Source organism: Catellatospora sp. NPDC049133 (assembly GCF_040648455.1).
Taxonomy (GTDB): domain Bacteria; phylum Actinomycetota; class Actinomycetes; order Mycobacteriales; family Micromonosporaceae; genus Catellatospora; species Catellatospora aurea.
Genome location: NZ_JBEZDT010000028.1, coordinates 44032 through 60329, shown reverse-complemented (window position 1 = coordinate 60329; position 16298 = coordinate 44032). Strand labels below are relative to the sequence as shown.

Genomic DNA, 16298 nt, shown 5'->3' with positions numbered 1-16298 from the left:
GTCTGAACACGGGGAGCAAGCAACATGTCCACGACGTCAGATCCGGCCCGCCCGGCGACCACGCCGCAGGGCCTGCCGCAACGAGCGGTACGCGAGGTGATGAGCACGCACCCGGTGCAGGTGGCCGCCTCGGCGACGCTGGAAGACGCCCTCGCTGCGATGGCCGGCACCAAGCTGCGCCACCTTGTCGTCGTCGACGGCGCGGGGCGGTGCGCCGGGGTGATCAGCGACCGGGCGATCGTCGCGGCGTGGGCCGCCGAACCCGGGTGCCTGTCCGCACGCCACGTGTCCAGCGTGCTGGACAGCACCCCGGCCGCCGTCGACGCCGACGCCGCGGTGGTCGACGCAGCCCGGCTGATGTGCGGCAACCACGTCGACGCCGTCGCGGTCGTGGACCGCCGCGGCTGCGCCGTCGGCATCATCACCGGCAGCGACCTGGTCACCCTTCTCACCCGCTGAACCCGCCCGCAGCACGGCGAGGCGGTGGCCGGGAGCGGCCGCGTCGCGTACCGGGGATGAACGCACCCCGGCCGGAGCCATAGCATCATGGCTGTGGAAAACCAGTGGGCATCGCTCGGCCTGTCGCCCCTCTCCCGCGTCCAACTCGACGAGCTCCTGCAGGAGCTGCTCGACCGCGTGTCGGAGGTCATGGCCAGCCGCGAGCGGCTGCGCAGCCTGCTCGACGCGGTCGTCGGCATCGGCACCGACCTGGACCTGCGCTCCACCCTCGAACGCATCGTCGTGGCCGCGTGCCGGCTGGCCGGCGCCAGATACGGCGCGCTGGGCGTGCTGGGCCCCGACGAACGCCTGGTCGAGTTCATCACCCACGGCATCTCCCCGGAACAGCACGCCGCCATCGGCGACCTGCCCACCGGGCACGGCGTGCTCGGCCTGCTGATCAGCCACCCTGAGCCGGTACGGGTGCCCGACATCTCCACCCACCCGCGCTCGGTCGGGTTCCCGCCCAACCACCCGCCGATGCACAGCTTCCTCGGGGTGCCGATCCGGATCCGCGACCAGGTGTTCGGCAACCTGTACCTGGCCGAGAAACGCAACGCGGCCGAGTTCACCGACGACGACCAGGAGATCACCATCGCGCTGGCCGCGGCCGCGGGCGCGGCGATCGAGAACGCCCGCCTGTACGCCGTGGCGCAGCGCCGGCAGCGGTGGCTGGCCGCCACCGCCGAGATCATCAACTCGCTCGGTGCGGACACCTCGACCGCCGAAGCCCTGGAGTTGGTCGCCCGCCGCGCCCGCGAGGTCGCCGAAGCCGACCTCGTCGCCATCCTGCTGCACGACGAGGACAACGCGACCCTGACCGTCGCCGTCGTCGACGCCGCCGAACCCGTGCCCGGCCTGGCGGGCGCCGTCCTGCCGGTGGGCCAGACCGGATTCGCGCCAGTGCTTGCCCATCAGCAGGTCGTGACCCTCGACCAGCTCAGCAAGGCAGCCCCGTGGCCGGTTGCCGTACCCGACATCCGCGGCATCGCCGCACCGTTCGCCGCTGGGCAGGGCGTGCTGCTGGTCGCCTATGCCGGCGCAGCGCGCGCCGACGACGAGCTGCTGCTGACCGCGTTCGCCGGGCAGGCCGGCCTGGCGCTGCTGCGCGCCCGCGCCCGCGAGGACCGCGAGCAGCTGCTGGTGCTGTCCGACCGCGAACGCATCGCCCGGGACCTGCACGACGTGGTCATCCAGCGGCTGTTCGCCACCGGCCTGCAGCTGCAGACCGTCGCCTCCATGTCGGCCGCCCGCCCGGAACTGGCGACCCGCATCGGGGCGGCGGTCGACGCGCTGGACAGCACCATCCGCGACATCCGCGGCGCGATCTTCGAGCTGCGCAGCCCCGCCGGACAATCACTGCGCTCCGAGCTGCGCACCCTAGTCGACGGCGCGGCCGAATCGCTGGGGTTCCGGCCCGACCTGGTCCTGGACGGGCCGGTGGACAGCGCCGTGCCTGACGAGCTGCACGCCGACCTGCTCGCCGTCGTCCGCGAGGCACTGTCCAACGTGGTACGTCACGCACACGCCGGACGGGTCGTCGTGTCGATCGCCGTAGACGGCGGCCGGCTCAGCGCCACCATCGCCGACAACGGCACCGGCGGCGCCACGCCCCGCGGCGGTCTGCTGAACCTCGCCGAGCGCGCGGCACTGCACGGCGGTCAGCTCACCGTAGAACCCGGCGACCCGGCCGGCACCGTGCTGCGCTGGAGCGTGCCCATCGCCTAACGCGGCGGCTGCCCGGTCAGCTTCACCGCGAACACCGCGGCCTGCGTGCGCCGTTCCAGGCCGAGCTTGGTCAGCAGGCTGGACACGTAGTTCTTGACCGTCTTCTCGGCCAGGAACATCTGCGCCGCGATCTGCCGGTTGGTGAGCCCGTCGGCGACATAGCCGAGGATCTTGCGTTCCTGGTCGGTCAACGACTTGAGCTGGTCGGGTTCGTGTTTCGGGTTGCGGATGCGTTCCAGGACCCGCTGCGTGACGGCCGGATCGAGCAGCGACTGCCCGGCCGCGACCCGGCGTATCCCGTCGACGAGATCGGTGCCCTTGATCTGCTTGAGGACATAACCCGCGGCACCGGCCATGATCGCGGCGAACAGCGCCTCGTCGTCCTCGTACGAGGTCAGGATCAGGCCCTTGATGTCCGGGTCGACCGAACGCACATCACGGCACACGTCGATGCCGCTGCCGTCGGGCAGCCGCCCGTCGAGCACCGCGACGTCGGGCCGCAGCGCCGGGATACGCCTGGTGGCCTCGGCGGCCGAACCCGACTCGCCGACCACCTCGATATCACCGGCGGCTTCTAGCAGGTCGCGAAGGCCGCGACGGACCACCTCGTGGTCGTCGAGCAGAAAGACACGGATCACACCCGCATTGTCCACCTGCCCGGACTCGGCGCGGAAGGGACCAAAGACCCCTCCACAGACGGGACCCCCGCCCCTGCCGCGCCAGGCCCGCCGGCACTGACCGGGCCCGATGCCGCGGGCGGACAGTGAAGCCATGACAGCAGACGAGACGAGCCGCGCACAGGCGCTGTACGACGCGGCCCGCACCGCGCTCGCTGCGCCGTCCATCTTCAACACCCAGCCGTGGCGCTGGCAGGCCGACCCGGCAGTGCTGCGCCTGTACGCCGACCGCAGACGCCAGCTGCCCACGGCCGACCCGCAGGGCCGGCTCCTGACCGTGAGCTGCGGTGCCGGCCTGCATCACGCCCGCATCGCCCTGGCCGCCGCCGGCCTCGCCGCCGACGTCCGCGAACTACCCCACCCGGCCGACCCGGACCTGCTCGCCGAGATCGGCATCGAGGGCCCGCACGAGCCGACCCTGGCCGAACTGCAGGCTTTCACCGCGATCACACGCCGGCACACCGACCGGCGGCCGTTCACCACCCAACCGGTCACCGACGCCACCTGCCGGGCACTGATCACCGCCGGGGAGCACGAGCACGCACACGTCCACCTCGTCCGCGACGACCAGGTCGCCGTCCTCGCTCTGGCCGCGGTCCGCGCCGGAGCCCTGCAGCTGTCCGACCCCGACTACCGTGCCGAACTCGCCGACTGGACGCACCGGCCCCCGTGGAGCGGCGAAGGCGTGTCCACCGAAACGACCGTGCAGGCAGTCCCGCGGCGGGTCCCGATCCGCGACTATGCGCCCTTCGGCGGACAGACCATGCGTCCCGGCCGCGACACCGACGCCGGAGCCCGCTACCTGGTGCTGTTCACCGACGACGACACCCCGGCCGCCTGGTTGCACGCCGGACAGGCCCTGTCGGCGGTCCTGCTCACCGCGACCGTCCACGGCCTGGCCGGCGCCCCGATCAGCGACGTCACCGAGGTCCCCGGCACCCGCGACGAACTGCGCCGCCTGCTGCCCGGACTCGGCGAGCCGCAGGTCTGCGTACGGGTCGGCTACGCCCAACCCCGCATGCCACCGCCGACCACACGGCGGCCCTACGAAGAGTCCATCACCTCCGCACCTTGAACAGGAGACCGACATGACCGCCCACCGGCCGATCCTCGTCGGCGTCGACGGCTCGCCGTCCAGCCTCGCCGCCGCGTCCTACGCCGCAGACCTCGCCGTGCGCCGCCAGGCGCCCCTGCACCTGGTGTACGGCTACCTCAGCCCCCTGTTCGGCTACGGCACCGCCGGGCTGGCCGAGCCGTACTACGACGACGCCGACACCCGCGACGCGATCGACCGCAGTCTCGCCGACGCCGTCGACACCCTGCGCAAGCAGCACCCCGAACTCGGCGAGATCCACGCCCGGCAGATCACCGGCGGCCCCGCGCCGGTCCTGATCGAGCAATCCCGCACCGCCGCAGTGACCGTCGTCGGCAGCCGCGGCATCGGCGGGTTCGCCGAACTGCTCCTCGGCTCGGTGTCGGCACAGGTCGCCGCTCACGCCCACTGCCCGGTCATCGTCGTGCGCCCGCCGGTGCCCGACGCCTCGATCGAGCCAGGTCCGGAGCGGCCGGCACCTCCCGCCGCACACGGGCCGGTCGTCGTCGGCATCGACGGATCCCCGGCCGCGCGCGCAGCCCTCACCTTCGCTGCCGAAGAAGCCGTCAGCCGCGACGTCGCTCTGGTCGTCGCGCACGTGTACTGGCCTCAACCCTGGCTGCAGCTCGTCGCGGACGAGACCGCCGCACAGGCCGAAGCCGAACGCGCAGCCGAGGACCGGGCGCAGCGCCTGCTCGCCGACGCGACCTCAGCGCTGATCACCACCCACCCGCAACTGAAACTCGAAACGCACGCCATCCGCAGCCTCAACAGCGAATACAGCCTCGTCGAAGCCTCCCGCGGTGCCACGCTCACCGTCGTCGGCTGCCGCGGCCGGGGCGGATTCGCCGGCCTGTTGCTCGGCTCCGTCAGCGGAGCCCTCGTCCACCACGCCCACAGCCCCGTCGCGGTCATTCACCCCACCGAACACTGATCTGCGCGCCGGGCGGCTCGAACCCGCAGGCTGGCGGGTGGTCGGAGAGACTCTCCTGCCACCCGCCAACCGGCCGTGCCGGGTACCGGCCTGGACACATAGGTTCCCACCAGCAGGCAGCGTCATGAACACCGCAGCACGGCCCCAACACCACCCGTCAGCCCAGCCGGCCGGTATCGAACCGCACCTGCGGGCCCAATGGGAGCGCACTCACCGCACCCACCGACCCGCAGCGGAGTTCACCGCGGACATGGCTGTCGACCTGCCTGCACCGACCCGCCGCTGGCTCATCCGCGCCATCGCCCCCGCCCACCATGAATGTCGCCGGGTAACGGGTCGGTGTCAGTCGGGCGAGCGCAGCTGCCGCAGCGACGGGTCGGGTTCGGCGCCGACGGTGGCCAGTCGCATCTTCGCGTCCACCGCCAGGACCCCGTCCGGCCCTGCCAGGACCGGGTTGAGGTCCAGTTCCGCGATCTCGGGCAGGTCCTGCGCGAGTCGCCCGATGCGGGCGATCAGATCCTCGACCGAGCCGGTGTCCACGGGAGGGGCGCCGCGGTAGCCGGTCAGCAGCGGGGCGCTTCGCAGGCCCTGCCACATCCGGGCGGTGTCCCGGTCGGTGAGCGGGACCAGCCGGAACGACCGGTCGGCGAGCACGTCGGTGTGGACTCCGCCATGTCCGAACATGACCAGCGACCCGAACAGGGGGTCGTGCACGATGCCCGCCGTCAGCTCGACGTCACCGGGCGCCATCGGCTGGACCAGCACCCCGCAGGAGGGATCTCCGGCGTTGGCGACCGGTGCGAAGGCCTTGCGGACCTGGGCGTCGTCGCGCAGGTGCAGGCGAACACCGCCGACGTCGGACTTGTGCACCAGGCGGGGGTCGGCGCTCTTGAGCGCGACGGGGTAGCCGGCAGCGCGGGCGGCGCTCACGGCGGCGTCGGCATCCAGGGCGACGGCTGTGGTCAGCAGCCCGATGCCGTAGCAGGCGAGCACTGCGGCGATGACGTCGTAGGTCTGCCATCCGTCGCCGGTGTGCAGGGCCGATTCGACCAGTTTCCGTGCGGCCCGGGTGTCGACGCCGGCCAGGGCCGGCTGGTGGCCCAGGGGTTCGCGGCGCCAGGCCGCGTACCTGGCGGCGTGCCCGAGCGCGGTGACCGCCTGTTCGGGCAGGTCGAACACCGGCGCGTGGCGGGCGCCGAGCGTCGTCGGGGGCGCGGACATGCCGAGCACGACCACCGCTGCGGGCAGGCCGTGGTGGCGGTCGAGGACCGCGGCCAGCGCGGCCAGGGTGCCCGGCACATCGTTGGCGCGGGTCGCGGCTACCACGAGCAGCAGCGCGTCGACCTCCCCGCTGCCCGCGACCGCTTCGACGGCGGCGGCGAAGGTGGCGGTGTCCGCGGCTGCTCCCAGGTCGAGCGGGTTGTCGTGCCCGGTCGCGCCCGGGGAGCAGGCCGCCAGCTGCGCGGTCACGTGCGGGGTGAGGGTCGGGACGGTCAACTGTCCGGATTCGGCGGCGTCGGCGGCGAGGACGTTGATGCCGCCCGCGTTGCCGATGATCGCGAGCCGGTCGCCGCCCGGCAGCGGCTGGTCGGTCAGCATCCGGGCGGCGTCGATGAGCTCACCGAGGTGGTCGACGCGGATGACTCCGGCCTGGGCGAACAGGGCGTCGACGCTGACGTCGGGTGACGCCGCCGCGGCGGTGTGCGACGCGCCGGCCCGGCGGCCCGACTGCGAGCGGCCGCTCTTGACCGCCAGGACCGGTTTGCGGCGGGCCAGGGCGCGCACGGTACGGGCGAACCGGCGCGGGTTGCCGAACGACTCCAGGTACAGCGCGACCGCCGTGGTGGCCGGGTCGTCGTACCAGTAGGCGATCAGGTCGTTGCCGCTGACGTCGGCCTTGTTGCCGAGTGACACGAATGTGGACACACCGCAGCCGTTGCGCGCGGCGTGTTCCAGTAACGCGATACCGACCGCACCTGACTGCGACGCCACCGCCAAGCCGCCGCGCGCCGGGGTCACGGCTGCGAAGCTGGCGTTGAGCGCCACCTCAGGGTCGGTGTTGACCACCCCGAGACAGTTCGGGCCGACCAGCCGGATCCCGTGCTTGCGGGCCACCCGCACCAGGTCGGACTGCATCGCCTGACCAGCCGGGCCGGTCTCACCGAACCCGGAACTGAGCACCACCACGGCACCTGCACCCGCGTCCGCGGCTTGCTCGACGACCGCGGCGACCGCGTCGGCGGGCACCGCGACGACCACCAGGTCGACCGGGCCCGGCAGGTCCGACAGGCAGCGGTAGGCCTCGACGCCGGCGACCTTCGCTGCGTGCGGGTTGACCGCATACAGGTCACCGGTGTAGCCGCCCTCCCGCAGCGCGGCCAGCGTCTCATGGCCGACGCCGCCCGGTCGACGCCCGGCGCCGACCACCGCGACAGCGCGGGGAGCCAGCAGCGGGCCCAGCGACGCCCGCTGCGTCGACCGGTCGCGTACATCCATCGCCAGCAGCGAAGCCTCGCCCGGTGTGGTCGGCACGCTCAGCTCGACGACCTCGTCCACGGTGCCGATCTCGGCGTCGGAGTCGAGGCCGCGGGTGACGCGGCGCATCGCGACGTTGCCTGCCAGCGTCTGCCCGACCAGCCGGGTCACCTCGCAGGTCCGCGCCCACGCGCACAGGTGCTCCAGCAGCAGCGTGCCGATGCCCTCGCCACGGCTGCGCTCGCCGACGAACACCGCGAAGTCGGCGGTGTCGGTGTCGGGGTCGCCTCGCTCCCACGACGCGACCCCGACGATCGCGCCGTCTGACAACGCGACCAGGCTGCCGTGCGTGCCGGACGGCGGCCGGCACAACCGGTCGATCTCTGCTTTCAGCGTGGCATCGCCTGGGACGACGAAGAAACGCATGCGCAGGCTGTCGACCGAACCCCCGTGGTACAGCGCCTCAAGACCGGCTGCGTCGGCGGCCGTCACCGGCCGGATCCGCACGATCTGCCCTTCCGCGGTGAGCGCGTCTGCGGCCGCGACCGTGCCCACGTGAACTGTGGTGCTCATGTGTTCCTCCTGCTAGCCGATCCGACAGCAGCAGCCAACATCAACGCCCGCCTGGCGGGCAGGGCCACAGGTCCCCCCGGGGGTGTTCCCAAGGTCCCGTCCGGACTTCTCGCCGACCGCGGCTCCGAGTTGCTGAGCGCAGCAGCCGCCGATCGCAGCGGGACGCCCGGCCTGGCCTGACGGGACCTGCGGCCCTACGCCGGCGGCCGGGCGCGGCCGACGCTGAAAGGGACAAGGCCAGCGAGAGAGGACAACTGATGACCCGCAGCGGCCGGCCGTGGCGCGGCTTCACCGGACAGGCATGGCGTGAGCGCATCGACGTCGCCGCGTTCGTGCACGACAACCACCAAGCGTACTGGGGCGGCGCCGGGTTCCTGACCGGGCCGACCGAGCGCACCAGGACCCTGTGGCACCGGCTACAGGCCCTGTTCGCCGAGGAACGGCGCAGGGGAGTCCTCGACGTCGATGCCCGGATCCCGGCCACGATCACCTCCCATGCCCCCGGCTATATCGACCAGGACCTGGAGCTGATCGTCGGCCTGCAGACCGACGCGCCGCTGCGGCGGGCCATCATGCCCAACGGCGGCCTGCGGATGGTCGAAGCCGGGTTGCGCGCCTACGGCTACGAACTGGACCCGGCGGTGCGCACGGTCTTCTCGACCTACCGCAAGACCCACAACGACGGCGTGTTCGACGCCTACCCCGCCGACGTCCTGGCCGCACGCCGCTCGCACATCATCACCGGCCTGCCCGACGCCTACGGCCGCGGCCGGATCATCGGCGACTACCGTCGCGTCGCGCTCTACGGCGTGCAGCGGCTCATCGACGACCGCCGCGAACAACGAGACGGCCTTGACGCCGTCCGGTCCACCGACGACGTGATCCGCGACCGGGAGGAACTCGCCGAGCAGATCCGAGCCCTGCGCGAGCTGCGGCAGATGGCCGCCGCCTACGGCTATGACATCTCCCGACCGGCCGCCGACGGCCGCGAGGCGATCCAGTGGCTGTACTTCGCCTACCTGGCCGCGGCCAAGGAGCAGAACGGTGCGGCGATGTCGCTGGGCCGCACGGCGACTTTCGTCGACATCTACCTGCAGCGCGACATCGCCGAGGGGACGCTGACCGAGCAGGCCGCACAGGAACTGGTCGACGACTTCGTCATCAAGCTGCGCATCATCCGGTTCCTGCGCACCCCCGAGTACGACCAGCTGTTCTCCGGCGACCCGACCTGGGTCACCGAGGCGTTGGGCGGCATGCGCCCCGACGGTGAGACGCTGGTGTCCAAGACCAGCTTCCGGTACCTGCAGACCCTGTACAACCTCGGCCCGGCCCCCGAACCCAACCTGACCGTGCTGTGGTCGCCGCTGCTGCCCGAAGGGTTCAAGCGGTTCTGCGCCCAGGTGTCGCTGGACACCAGCGCCATCCAGTACGAGAACGACGACCTCATCCGGCCCGCCTACGACGACGACACCGCGATCGCCTGCTGCGTGTCGGCGATGCGCGTCGGCCGTGACATGCAGTTCTTCGGCGCTCGCGCCAACCTGGCGAAAGCATTGCTGTATGCGATCAACGGCGGCCGCGACGAGATCACCGGCGAGCAGATCGCCCCGCCGACGGCCCCCGTCGGCGGCGAAAGCCTCGACTACGACGAGGTCATGGTGGCATTCGACCACACGCTGGACTGGCTGGCGCAGACCTACGTCGACGCCCTCAACGTGATCCACCACATGCACGACCGCTACGCCTACGAACGCCTGGAGATGGCACTGCACGACTACCCCGTGCACCGGTTCCTCGCCACCGGCATGGCCGGCCTGTCCGTGGCCGCCGACAGCCTGTCCGCGATCCGGCACGCCAACGTCAAGGTGCTGCGAGACGAGACCGGCCTCGCGATCGACTACACCGTCGACGGCGACTACCCGACCTTCGGCAACAACGACGACCGAGCCGACCACATCGCCGTCGCGCTGGTCCGCACCTTCATGGACAAGATCCGCCGGCAGGCCGCCTACCGCGGCGCCGAACCCACCCTGTCGGTGCTGACCATCACCTCCAACGTCGTGTACGGCCGCCACACCGGCAACACCCCCGACGGCCGCCGCGCCGGCGAACCGTTCGCGCCGGGCGCCAACCCGATGAACGGACGCGACCGCCACGGCATGGTCGCCGCCGCCCTGTCGGTCGCGAAACTGCCCTACGCCGACGCCCGCGACGGCATCTCCCTGACCGAGACGGTCACCCCCGACGGCCTGGGCCGCCACCGTGACGAACAGATCACCAACCTCGTCGGCGTCCTCGACGGGTATGCCGACGCCGGCGGCTTCCACATGAACGTCAACGTCCTGGACCGGGCCACGCTGCTCGACGCGATGGAACACCCTGAGCTGCACCCGCACCTGACGATCCGGGTCTCCGGGTATGCGGTCCACTTCGTGCGGCTCACCCCCGAGCAGCAGCATGACGTGCTGTCGCGGACCTTCCACGGCGCGCTGTGAGCACCCCGACCACCACCGTCACCGGAGCCGTCCACTCGTTCGACCTGTCGACCGGGGTGGACGGCCCCGGCACCCGTTTCGTCGCGTTCCTGGCCGGGTGCCCGCTGCGCTGCCAGTACTGCCACAGCCCCGACACCTGGTTGCGCCGAAACGGCACACCCACCACCACCGACCAGTTGCTCAACGAGATCGGCAAGTACGAACGGTTCATCAAGGTCGCCGGCGGGGGAGTGACCCTGTCCGGCGGCGAACCCCTGCAGCAGCCGGCCTTCACCCGTCAGGTCCTGCGACGCTGCCACGAACGCGGCCTGCACACCGCCCTGGACACCAGCGGCTACCTCGGCGACCACGCCGACGACACCCTCCTCGACGCCACCGACCTGGTCCTGCTCGACATCAAGTCCTTCGACCCGGCCACCTACCGCAACCTCACCCGCACCGGAAGCGTCGGGCCGACCCTGCGGTTCGCCCGCAGGCTGTCCGCCCTGGGCAAACCCATGTGGATCAGATTCGTGCTCGTCCCTGGACTCACCGACGCACCCGCCAACGTCGAAGCGCTCGCCGGCTTCGTCGCCTCCCTCAACGCAGTCCAGCGGGTCGAGGTACTGCCCTTCCACCGCCTCGGCGCCCACAAGTACACCGTCCTCGGACTGGACTTCCCCCTCGCGCACGTGTCGCCACCCGACGCCGACGCCGTCGAACGGGCCCGTGCCGTGTTCCGAGCCCGTGGGATCACCACCTACTGACCAGCCCCCACCGAACCGCCGCCCCGGAGACAGCTATGAAACCCCTGCTCGTCCTGGTCGCCTATGGCAGCGACAACGGCTCCACCGCAGGCATCGCAGACATGATCGCCGCCGCCTTACGTGACGCGGGCGTCGCCGCCCACACCAGCCCGGCCGCGCAGGTGCACACCGTCGACGGCTACGACGCCGTCATCATCGGCGGTGCCATCTACAACGGCAGATGGCATGGCGACGCACGCGTCTTCGCCCGCCGCCACGCAGCCGCGCTCCACGGCCGCCCGGTGTACGTCTTCAGTAGCGGACCGCTCGACGACAGCGCCGACCACACCGACATCCCGCCAGTGCCGCACGCCGCCGACGCGGTTCGCCGGCTCGCTGCCCGCGAGCACGTGACGTTCGGCGGTCGGCTGACCGACCAGGCCAGAGGATTTGCCGCCCGCGCCATGGTCCGTAACGGCCGCGGCGGGACTTCCGCAACGCTGCACGCATCGGCGCCTGGGCGACGCAGATCGCGTCGCAACTGCGGCAGGCAACCAGCCGCTGACCTCCGGCAGAGTTCTGCGGCGCCGACGGGTCCGTCGGCGCCAGGGCGAGAATCCGCACAGCCGCCGGCCGGCGAGAAGCAGCGGAAGTACCGCGCAGCGGCCTACGGATTCTCTTCCGGCCTCAAGGCCGACGGCATCAGGTGACAGAGTCCCCCGCAACCAGGTCTTTCGGCCCTGCCGAGAAGAACGGGACCGGGCGCACCCTGAAGGTGAACGAATGGCCGAGGGATGTGATCGACATGGCTGTGCGGCAGATCGTCGTCGGAGTCGACGGCTCGCAGGGCGGCCGGCGCGCACTCGCGTGGGCGCTGGAGCAGGCGGCTGCCAGCGGCGCCGCCGTGCAGGCGGTGCTGTCCTGGTGGTGGGGCGATCCCAGCACGCCTTTGGCGGACGCGCGGGCCTGCCAGGAGTCGGCGCAGCTGACCCTTGACCGGGAGGTGCGGGCCCAGCCCGTCCGTCACGGGGTGAGCGTGGCCGCGGAGGTCGTCGAGGGTCGGCCCGCCGACGTCCTCGTCGCTGCGGCGCGGACCGCGGACCTGCTCGTGCTGGGTAGCCACGGTCATAGCCGTGTCCACCACACCATCCTCGGTTCGGTCAGCGAGGCGTGCATCGCCAACGCACCGTGTCCGGTGGTGGTCATCCCGGTGCCCGGCCCGCCGCGGCCGGCCGCCGACGCGGTCCCGGCGGCGACCGAGGGGGCGTCGCGATGAAGGCGATCTTCGCGGCGCCGGTACGTGGCGACGATCCGACGCCGCAGTGGGCCCGCCGGCCGATCTCACAGGTGATGAGCCGCCCAGTGGTCTCCGCCGGTGCCGATGTCAGCCTCGACCGGGCCATGGCCACGATGCTGCACGCCGGTGTGCGTCACCTCGCGGTCGTCGACACAGTCGGCCGGTGCCTCGGCGTACTGGCTGCGAGGTCGGTCGCGGCTGCCTGGTCAGCGGATCCCGCCGGCCTCGCCACGGTCACTGTCGGGGCCGTGCTCGACCATGACAGTGCGACCGTCGATGCCGACGCGCGAGTCCGTGACGCCGCTCGTGTGATGCACGCCTGTCACAGCGACGCGGTCGCGGTCGTCGACGGCAGCGGCACACCGGTAGGTGTGTTCACCAGCAGTGATCTGATAAGACTGCTGGCCGGCTAGCCGTACGGCGCAGTCGCTGCCGCGTCAGAGCTGCTTGTCTCGGACAGCCATGCCTCCTGTGTGAGGGCAACGTCGTTGTGGATGTCGACACCGAACTAGCGCCGAGGACGGTCGAGCAGACCACCTGGGCGGTCTGACCCGTTGGCCGTCTGCGGGAACCGGTCGGGCTCTGTCATGGCGGGATGCCGCCAGGTCGACAACAGGACCAGGAGCGCTGCTTGGGCGAGGATGCCCGGTGCCAGCGGCGGTGCGGCGCCAACGGTCTTGGTGATCGCGTACCACCAGCGGGTGCCGGCGCCAAGCGACTCCCAGCCGGCGGAGTAGACCGCGTCGAGCCATCCCGCGTTCAGGTTGGACTCGAGGTGCTCCCAGATGCCGTACAACGAGGCGAGCAGTACGACAGCGGCCAGGACACGCGCAGCGCTCAGCGATACGCGCCGAGGCCGCCACGCCGTCAGCACCCACGCTGCGGCGAGTGCGGCCAGCGCGAACCACGGCACCAGTTGCACCGCTCCGTTCCAGTGTCGCTCCGTGGCCAGTTCGACCGCCGTGCCGGTCATCGCGACTGCGGCCAGGACGAGCACGCCTGCTCGCAGATTGGTGGCGGTGTCGGTGGCGCGGATGCGGTCGAGGACCGTCACGGCCGCAGCGCAGCCAGGATCTTGTTCATGGTTTCCTCACCGGGGTTGTATTTGGCGAGTTTCTGCCGCAGCCGGCTCAGGGCCGTGTCGTCGACCTCGTACGGGCGGTACTCGACGACCTCCTCGGCCCACCGCTCGGGGCTGGTGACCCCGGCCGCGCGCAGCGCGGCGGCGATCTCCGACTCGGACGCGGTGTTCGCGGAGATCTTCGCGGCGGTCGTAGCTGCCGGCGTTGCAGGCGCGGCGGCGACGGCGGATGTGGCGGCAGCGGCGCCGGATGTTCCGGTGTCGGTGCCGGTGCACCCGGACAGCAACACCCCAGCCGCCAGCGCGGCCACGCCGAAGAGGGTTACGGTTCTCGTCACAGCGCATCCTCATCTCACAGTGATGGTTTGATCCCAAGCTGTTAACGCCGGCGAGCGTAGGACGATGCTGTGGGTGCCGGCGGTGGCGCGGCTACTGTGATGGTGATGAACGGTCCCGGCGCTGAGCAGACACCCGATGCCATGCATCCGGGTGAACCGCACCGCACAGGCCTGGCCGGTAGGCTCAACTGGTTGCGCGCCGGTGTGCTCGGCGCCAACGACGGCATCGTGTCGACAGCCGGCCTCGTGGTCGGCGTCGCCGGGGCGACCAGCGCGGCCCCGGCGATCTTCACCGCCGGTGTGGCAGGCCTGGCGGCCGGTGCGGTGTCCATGGCACTTGGCGAGTACGTCTCGGTCAGCAGTCAACGCGACACCGAACGTGCACTGCTGCGCAAGGAACGGGACGAGTTGGATCGGTTCCCGCAGACGGAACTCGACGAACTAGCAGGGATATACCGGAACAAAGGGCTGTCGGAGGCCACCGCGCGCCAGGTCGCCATCGAGCTGACCGCCAATGACGCATTCGCCGCACACGCCGACGCCGAACTCGGCATCGACCCGCACGCGCTGACCAATCCGTGGCACGCTGCCGGGGCGTCGGCACTGGCGTTCACCCTCGGCTCCCTGCTGCCGCTGGCAGCGATCATGCTCTCGCCCGCCTCGACACGCGTGCCGATCACCTTCGTCGTCGTGCTGCTGGCGCTGGCGCTGACCGGCGCGGTCAGCGCCCACCTGGGCACCGCCGGCGTCACCCGGGCTGTGGTGAGGCTAGTGGCGGGGGGTGCTCTCGCCATGGCTGTCACATTCGGCATCGGCCAACTGGTGGGCGTCGCCGTAGCATGAAACGCGCCGAACCCACGAGCAGCTCCGCCGGAGTCGGGCAGAATCGTCGCCGCCGGAGGCCGCGGGCTGGTCGACCCGCATGGTGTGGCCCCGGACCATGACCTCGTACGCTTCCCCGGCGACAAAACGCACGTCCGTCACCTCGGCCCCTGCGGCTTCGGTCCGTACGCCTATGCGTGCCTCCTGCCCGAGCTACGCCACCACGAGCAACGATTCCGGTCCCTGGTCCAGCACGCCTCCGACCTCACGCTGCTGAGTCGACGCCCACGGCACGGTCCTTTACGCCAGCCCGGCGCTGCAGGACCTGCTCGGGGTGCCACCCGCGCAGGCCGTGGGCCGGCCGGTAGCCGAGGTCCTGCTCGTCGTCGTAGCCGACCGCCTGCGCCAATGCCTCCGCCCGACCGACACCGTCGCCCGGCTCGGCGGTGACGAGCGCCCGGCCGGCGGTGACGAGTTCGTGGTCGTGCTGACCGGCACCACTACAGCCGGTGCCGCCGCCACCGCCGGGCGCATCCTCGAAGCGCTCTCGGCACCGGTGATGATCGAGGGGCGCCAGGTGTCCACCCGCGCGAGCATCGGTGTCGCAGTCGGCTCCGTCGATCAGTTCGACGGACTACTGCACGACGCGGACCTCGCCACGTACCGGGCCAAGCGCGATCCCGCCGGAGCGGGTATGCACGTCATCGACCACACCGCCCATTGGACGCCACCGTCGGCCCGGGCAGCCGAGCTCTCCTGACCGACGCAGCCACCGTCGCCGTGGCGCGGTCACGGCACTCGTGTCCGGAACTTCGTCCGGCGGACCCGTGGGCTCGGTATGGTGACGGGGACCTAGCAGCTCTGGTGATGGAAGCCATATAGCGGACGGAACGAATCTTCCGGACCAGACGGAGTCCGGTGCGAAGCTGTCCGGTCGGGACGCCGGCAGCGACCCGCGGCCGGAGCCGCCCGCGCTGCGCGTCCTCTCCACGATCGAGTACGCGCTGCTGTACCTCACCGCGTGCCTACTGCTGGTGGTCGTCGTGCTCGTCCTGGCCGTCACCGTCGTCGCCGCCGTACGCAGCGGCCTCGCGCTGCCGGCGCGGCTCATCCTCGTCGTGGAGGAGCTGCTCCTGGTATTGATCATCATGGAGGTCTTTGCCACGGTGCTGGCCAGCTTGCGCGGCGCCCGGTTCATGCTGGAGCCGTTCCTCCTCGACGGTGTGATCGCCGTGGTCCGGCACATCCTGTCGATCGTGATCCGGCTCGCCGTCGTGGAGAGCCCGGGGGAGGCGTGGACCCGGCTGGTCGAGCTCGGCGTGGACGCGTTCGTGGTCCTGGCTCTGATCGGAGCCTTGGCCCTCAATCGCTGGTCGCTGCGGCGGACGGCCGAGGATTGACCCGGCTCCGCGTTACCGCGACACCGAGCACCAGGTACAGCGGGTTCCGGAACGCCATGGTCCGGCTCACGCCGATGCTGGCGGCCATGGCGAACACGCCGATCGTGACCGCGGCGATGACGGTGCGTCAGTCAGCGCCCTGCTCGGGCGTACGCGACTGCT

15 protein-coding genes and 1 pseudogene are annotated in these 16298 nt (G+C 71.5%); 12 read left to right on the top strand and 4 right to left on the bottom strand.

Annotated elements, in window-relative coordinates:
- Positions 1 to 24 precede the first annotated feature (24 nt).
- Together AB0B35_RS28570 and AB0B35_RS28565 are read left to right on the top strand one after the other, a co-directional pair.
- Positions 25 to 459, top strand: coding sequence for a CBS domain-containing protein (locus AB0B35_RS28570; protein ID WP_360532135.1), 435 nt, complete (start codon positions 25 to 27; stop codon positions 457 to 459).
- A gap of 87 nt (positions 460 to 546) precedes the next feature.
- Positions 547 to 2226 (top strand): GAF domain-containing protein, encoded by a 1680-nt coding sequence (locus AB0B35_RS28565; protein ID WP_361050864.1) that lies wholly within the window; start codon positions 547 to 549, stop codon positions 2224 to 2226.
- On the opposite strand, the gene AB0B35_RS28560 is transcribed toward AB0B35_RS28565, so the two are convergent.
- A complete protein-coding gene (locus AB0B35_RS28560; protein ID WP_203696388.1) occupies positions 2223 to 2864 on the bottom strand; it encodes a response regulator transcription factor in 642 nt (213 codons plus the stop codon). The two genes, AB0B35_RS28565 and AB0B35_RS28560, sit on opposite strands and share 4 nt — an antisense overlap.
- Before the next feature lie 133 nt (positions 2865 to 2997).
- On the opposite strand from AB0B35_RS28560, the gene AB0B35_RS28555 reads away from it, so the two are divergent.
- Complete coding sequence (locus AB0B35_RS28555) at positions 2998 to 3978, top strand: nitroreductase family protein (RefSeq protein WP_361050862.1); 981 nt, start codon at positions 2998 to 3000, stop codon at positions 3976 to 3978.
- Positions 3979 to 3991: 13 nt separating this feature from the next.
- Entirely contained in the window at positions 3992 to 4930 is a 939-nt protein-coding gene (locus AB0B35_RS28550) for a universal stress protein (RefSeq protein WP_361050859.1), read from the top strand.
- A gap of 342 nt (positions 4931 to 5272) precedes the next feature.
- Here the strand turns inward: AB0B35_RS28550 and AB0B35_RS28545 are convergent, their stop codons facing one another.
- Entirely contained in the window at positions 5273 to 7978 is a 2706-nt protein-coding gene (locus AB0B35_RS28545) for a GNAT family N-acetyltransferase (protein WP_361050856.1), read from the bottom strand.
- 257 nt (positions 7979 to 8235) lie between these two features.
- On the opposite strand from AB0B35_RS28545, the gene pflB reads away from it, so the two are divergent.
- The 5 genes from pflB to AB0B35_RS28520 all read left to right on the top strand — a co-directional run bounded on the left by pflB (position 8236) and on the right by AB0B35_RS28520 (position 12908).
- Positions 8236 to 10473, top strand: a complete 2238-nt coding sequence (gene pflB / locus AB0B35_RS28540; protein ID WP_361050853.1) for a formate C-acetyltransferase — start codon at positions 8236 to 8238, stop codon at positions 10471 to 10473.
- On the top strand, positions 10470 to 11219 hold the full coding sequence (gene pflA / locus AB0B35_RS28535; RefSeq protein ID WP_361050850.1) for a pyruvate formate-lyase-activating protein: 750 nt from the start codon (positions 10470 to 10472) through the stop codon (positions 11217 to 11219). Before pflB ends, pflA begins: the two co-directional genes overlap by 4 nt.
- A 35-nt stretch (positions 11220 to 11254) precedes the next feature.
- The gene (locus tag AB0B35_RS28530) at positions 11255 to 11908 is read left to right on the top strand and encodes a flavodoxin domain-containing protein (RefSeq protein WP_361050847.1); all 654 of its coding nucleotides are present in this window, start codon (positions 11255 to 11257) and stop codon (positions 11906 to 11908) included.
- Between the two features lie 95 nt (positions 11909 to 12003).
- Positions 12004 to 12474 carry a universal stress protein gene (locus tag AB0B35_RS28525; RefSeq protein WP_361050844.1) on the top strand — a complete coding sequence of 157 codons (471 nt, stop codon included), beginning with the start codon at positions 12004 to 12006 and terminating at the stop codon, positions 12472 to 12474.
- Positions 12471 to 12908 (top strand): CBS domain-containing protein, encoded by a 438-nt coding sequence (locus AB0B35_RS28520; protein ID WP_361050841.1) that lies wholly within the window; start codon positions 12471 to 12473, stop codon positions 12906 to 12908. Before AB0B35_RS28525 ends, AB0B35_RS28520 begins: the two co-directional genes overlap by 4 nt.
- A gap of 95 nt (positions 12909 to 13003) precedes the next feature.
- Here the strand turns inward: AB0B35_RS28520 and AB0B35_RS28515 are convergent, their stop codons facing one another.
- A complete protein-coding gene (locus AB0B35_RS28515; protein WP_361050839.1) occupies positions 13004 to 13549 on the bottom strand; it encodes a hypothetical protein in 546 nt (181 codons plus the stop codon).
- The gene (locus AB0B35_RS28510; RefSeq protein ID WP_361050836.1) at positions 13546 to 13914 is read right to left on the bottom strand and encodes a hypothetical protein; all 369 of its coding nucleotides are present in this window, start codon (positions 13912 to 13914) and stop codon (positions 13546 to 13548) included. Before AB0B35_RS28510 ends, AB0B35_RS28515 begins: the two co-directional genes overlap by 4 nt.
- 105 nt (positions 13915 to 14019) lie before the next feature.
- Here AB0B35_RS28510 and AB0B35_RS28505 point away from each other — a divergent pair, with 105 nt between their 5' ends.
- The 3 genes and pseudogenes from AB0B35_RS28505 (at position 14020) to AB0B35_RS28495 (ending at position 16136) form a co-directional block, all read left to right on the top strand.
- Entirely contained in the window at positions 14020 to 14757 is a 738-nt protein-coding gene (locus AB0B35_RS28505; RefSeq protein ID WP_361050833.1) for a VIT family protein, read from the top strand.
- 268 nt (positions 14758 to 15025) lie between these two features.
- Positions 15026 to 15496 (top strand): annotated as a pseudogene (locus AB0B35_RS28500) (sensor domain-containing diguanylate cyclase); the annotation flags it as partial.
- Positions 15497 to 15770: 274 nt separating this feature from the next.
- On the top strand, positions 15771 to 16136 hold the full coding sequence (locus AB0B35_RS28495) for a hypothetical protein (protein ID WP_361050830.1): 366 nt from the start codon (positions 15771 to 15773) through the stop codon (positions 16134 to 16136).
- Positions 16137 to 16298: the final 162 nt, after the last annotated feature.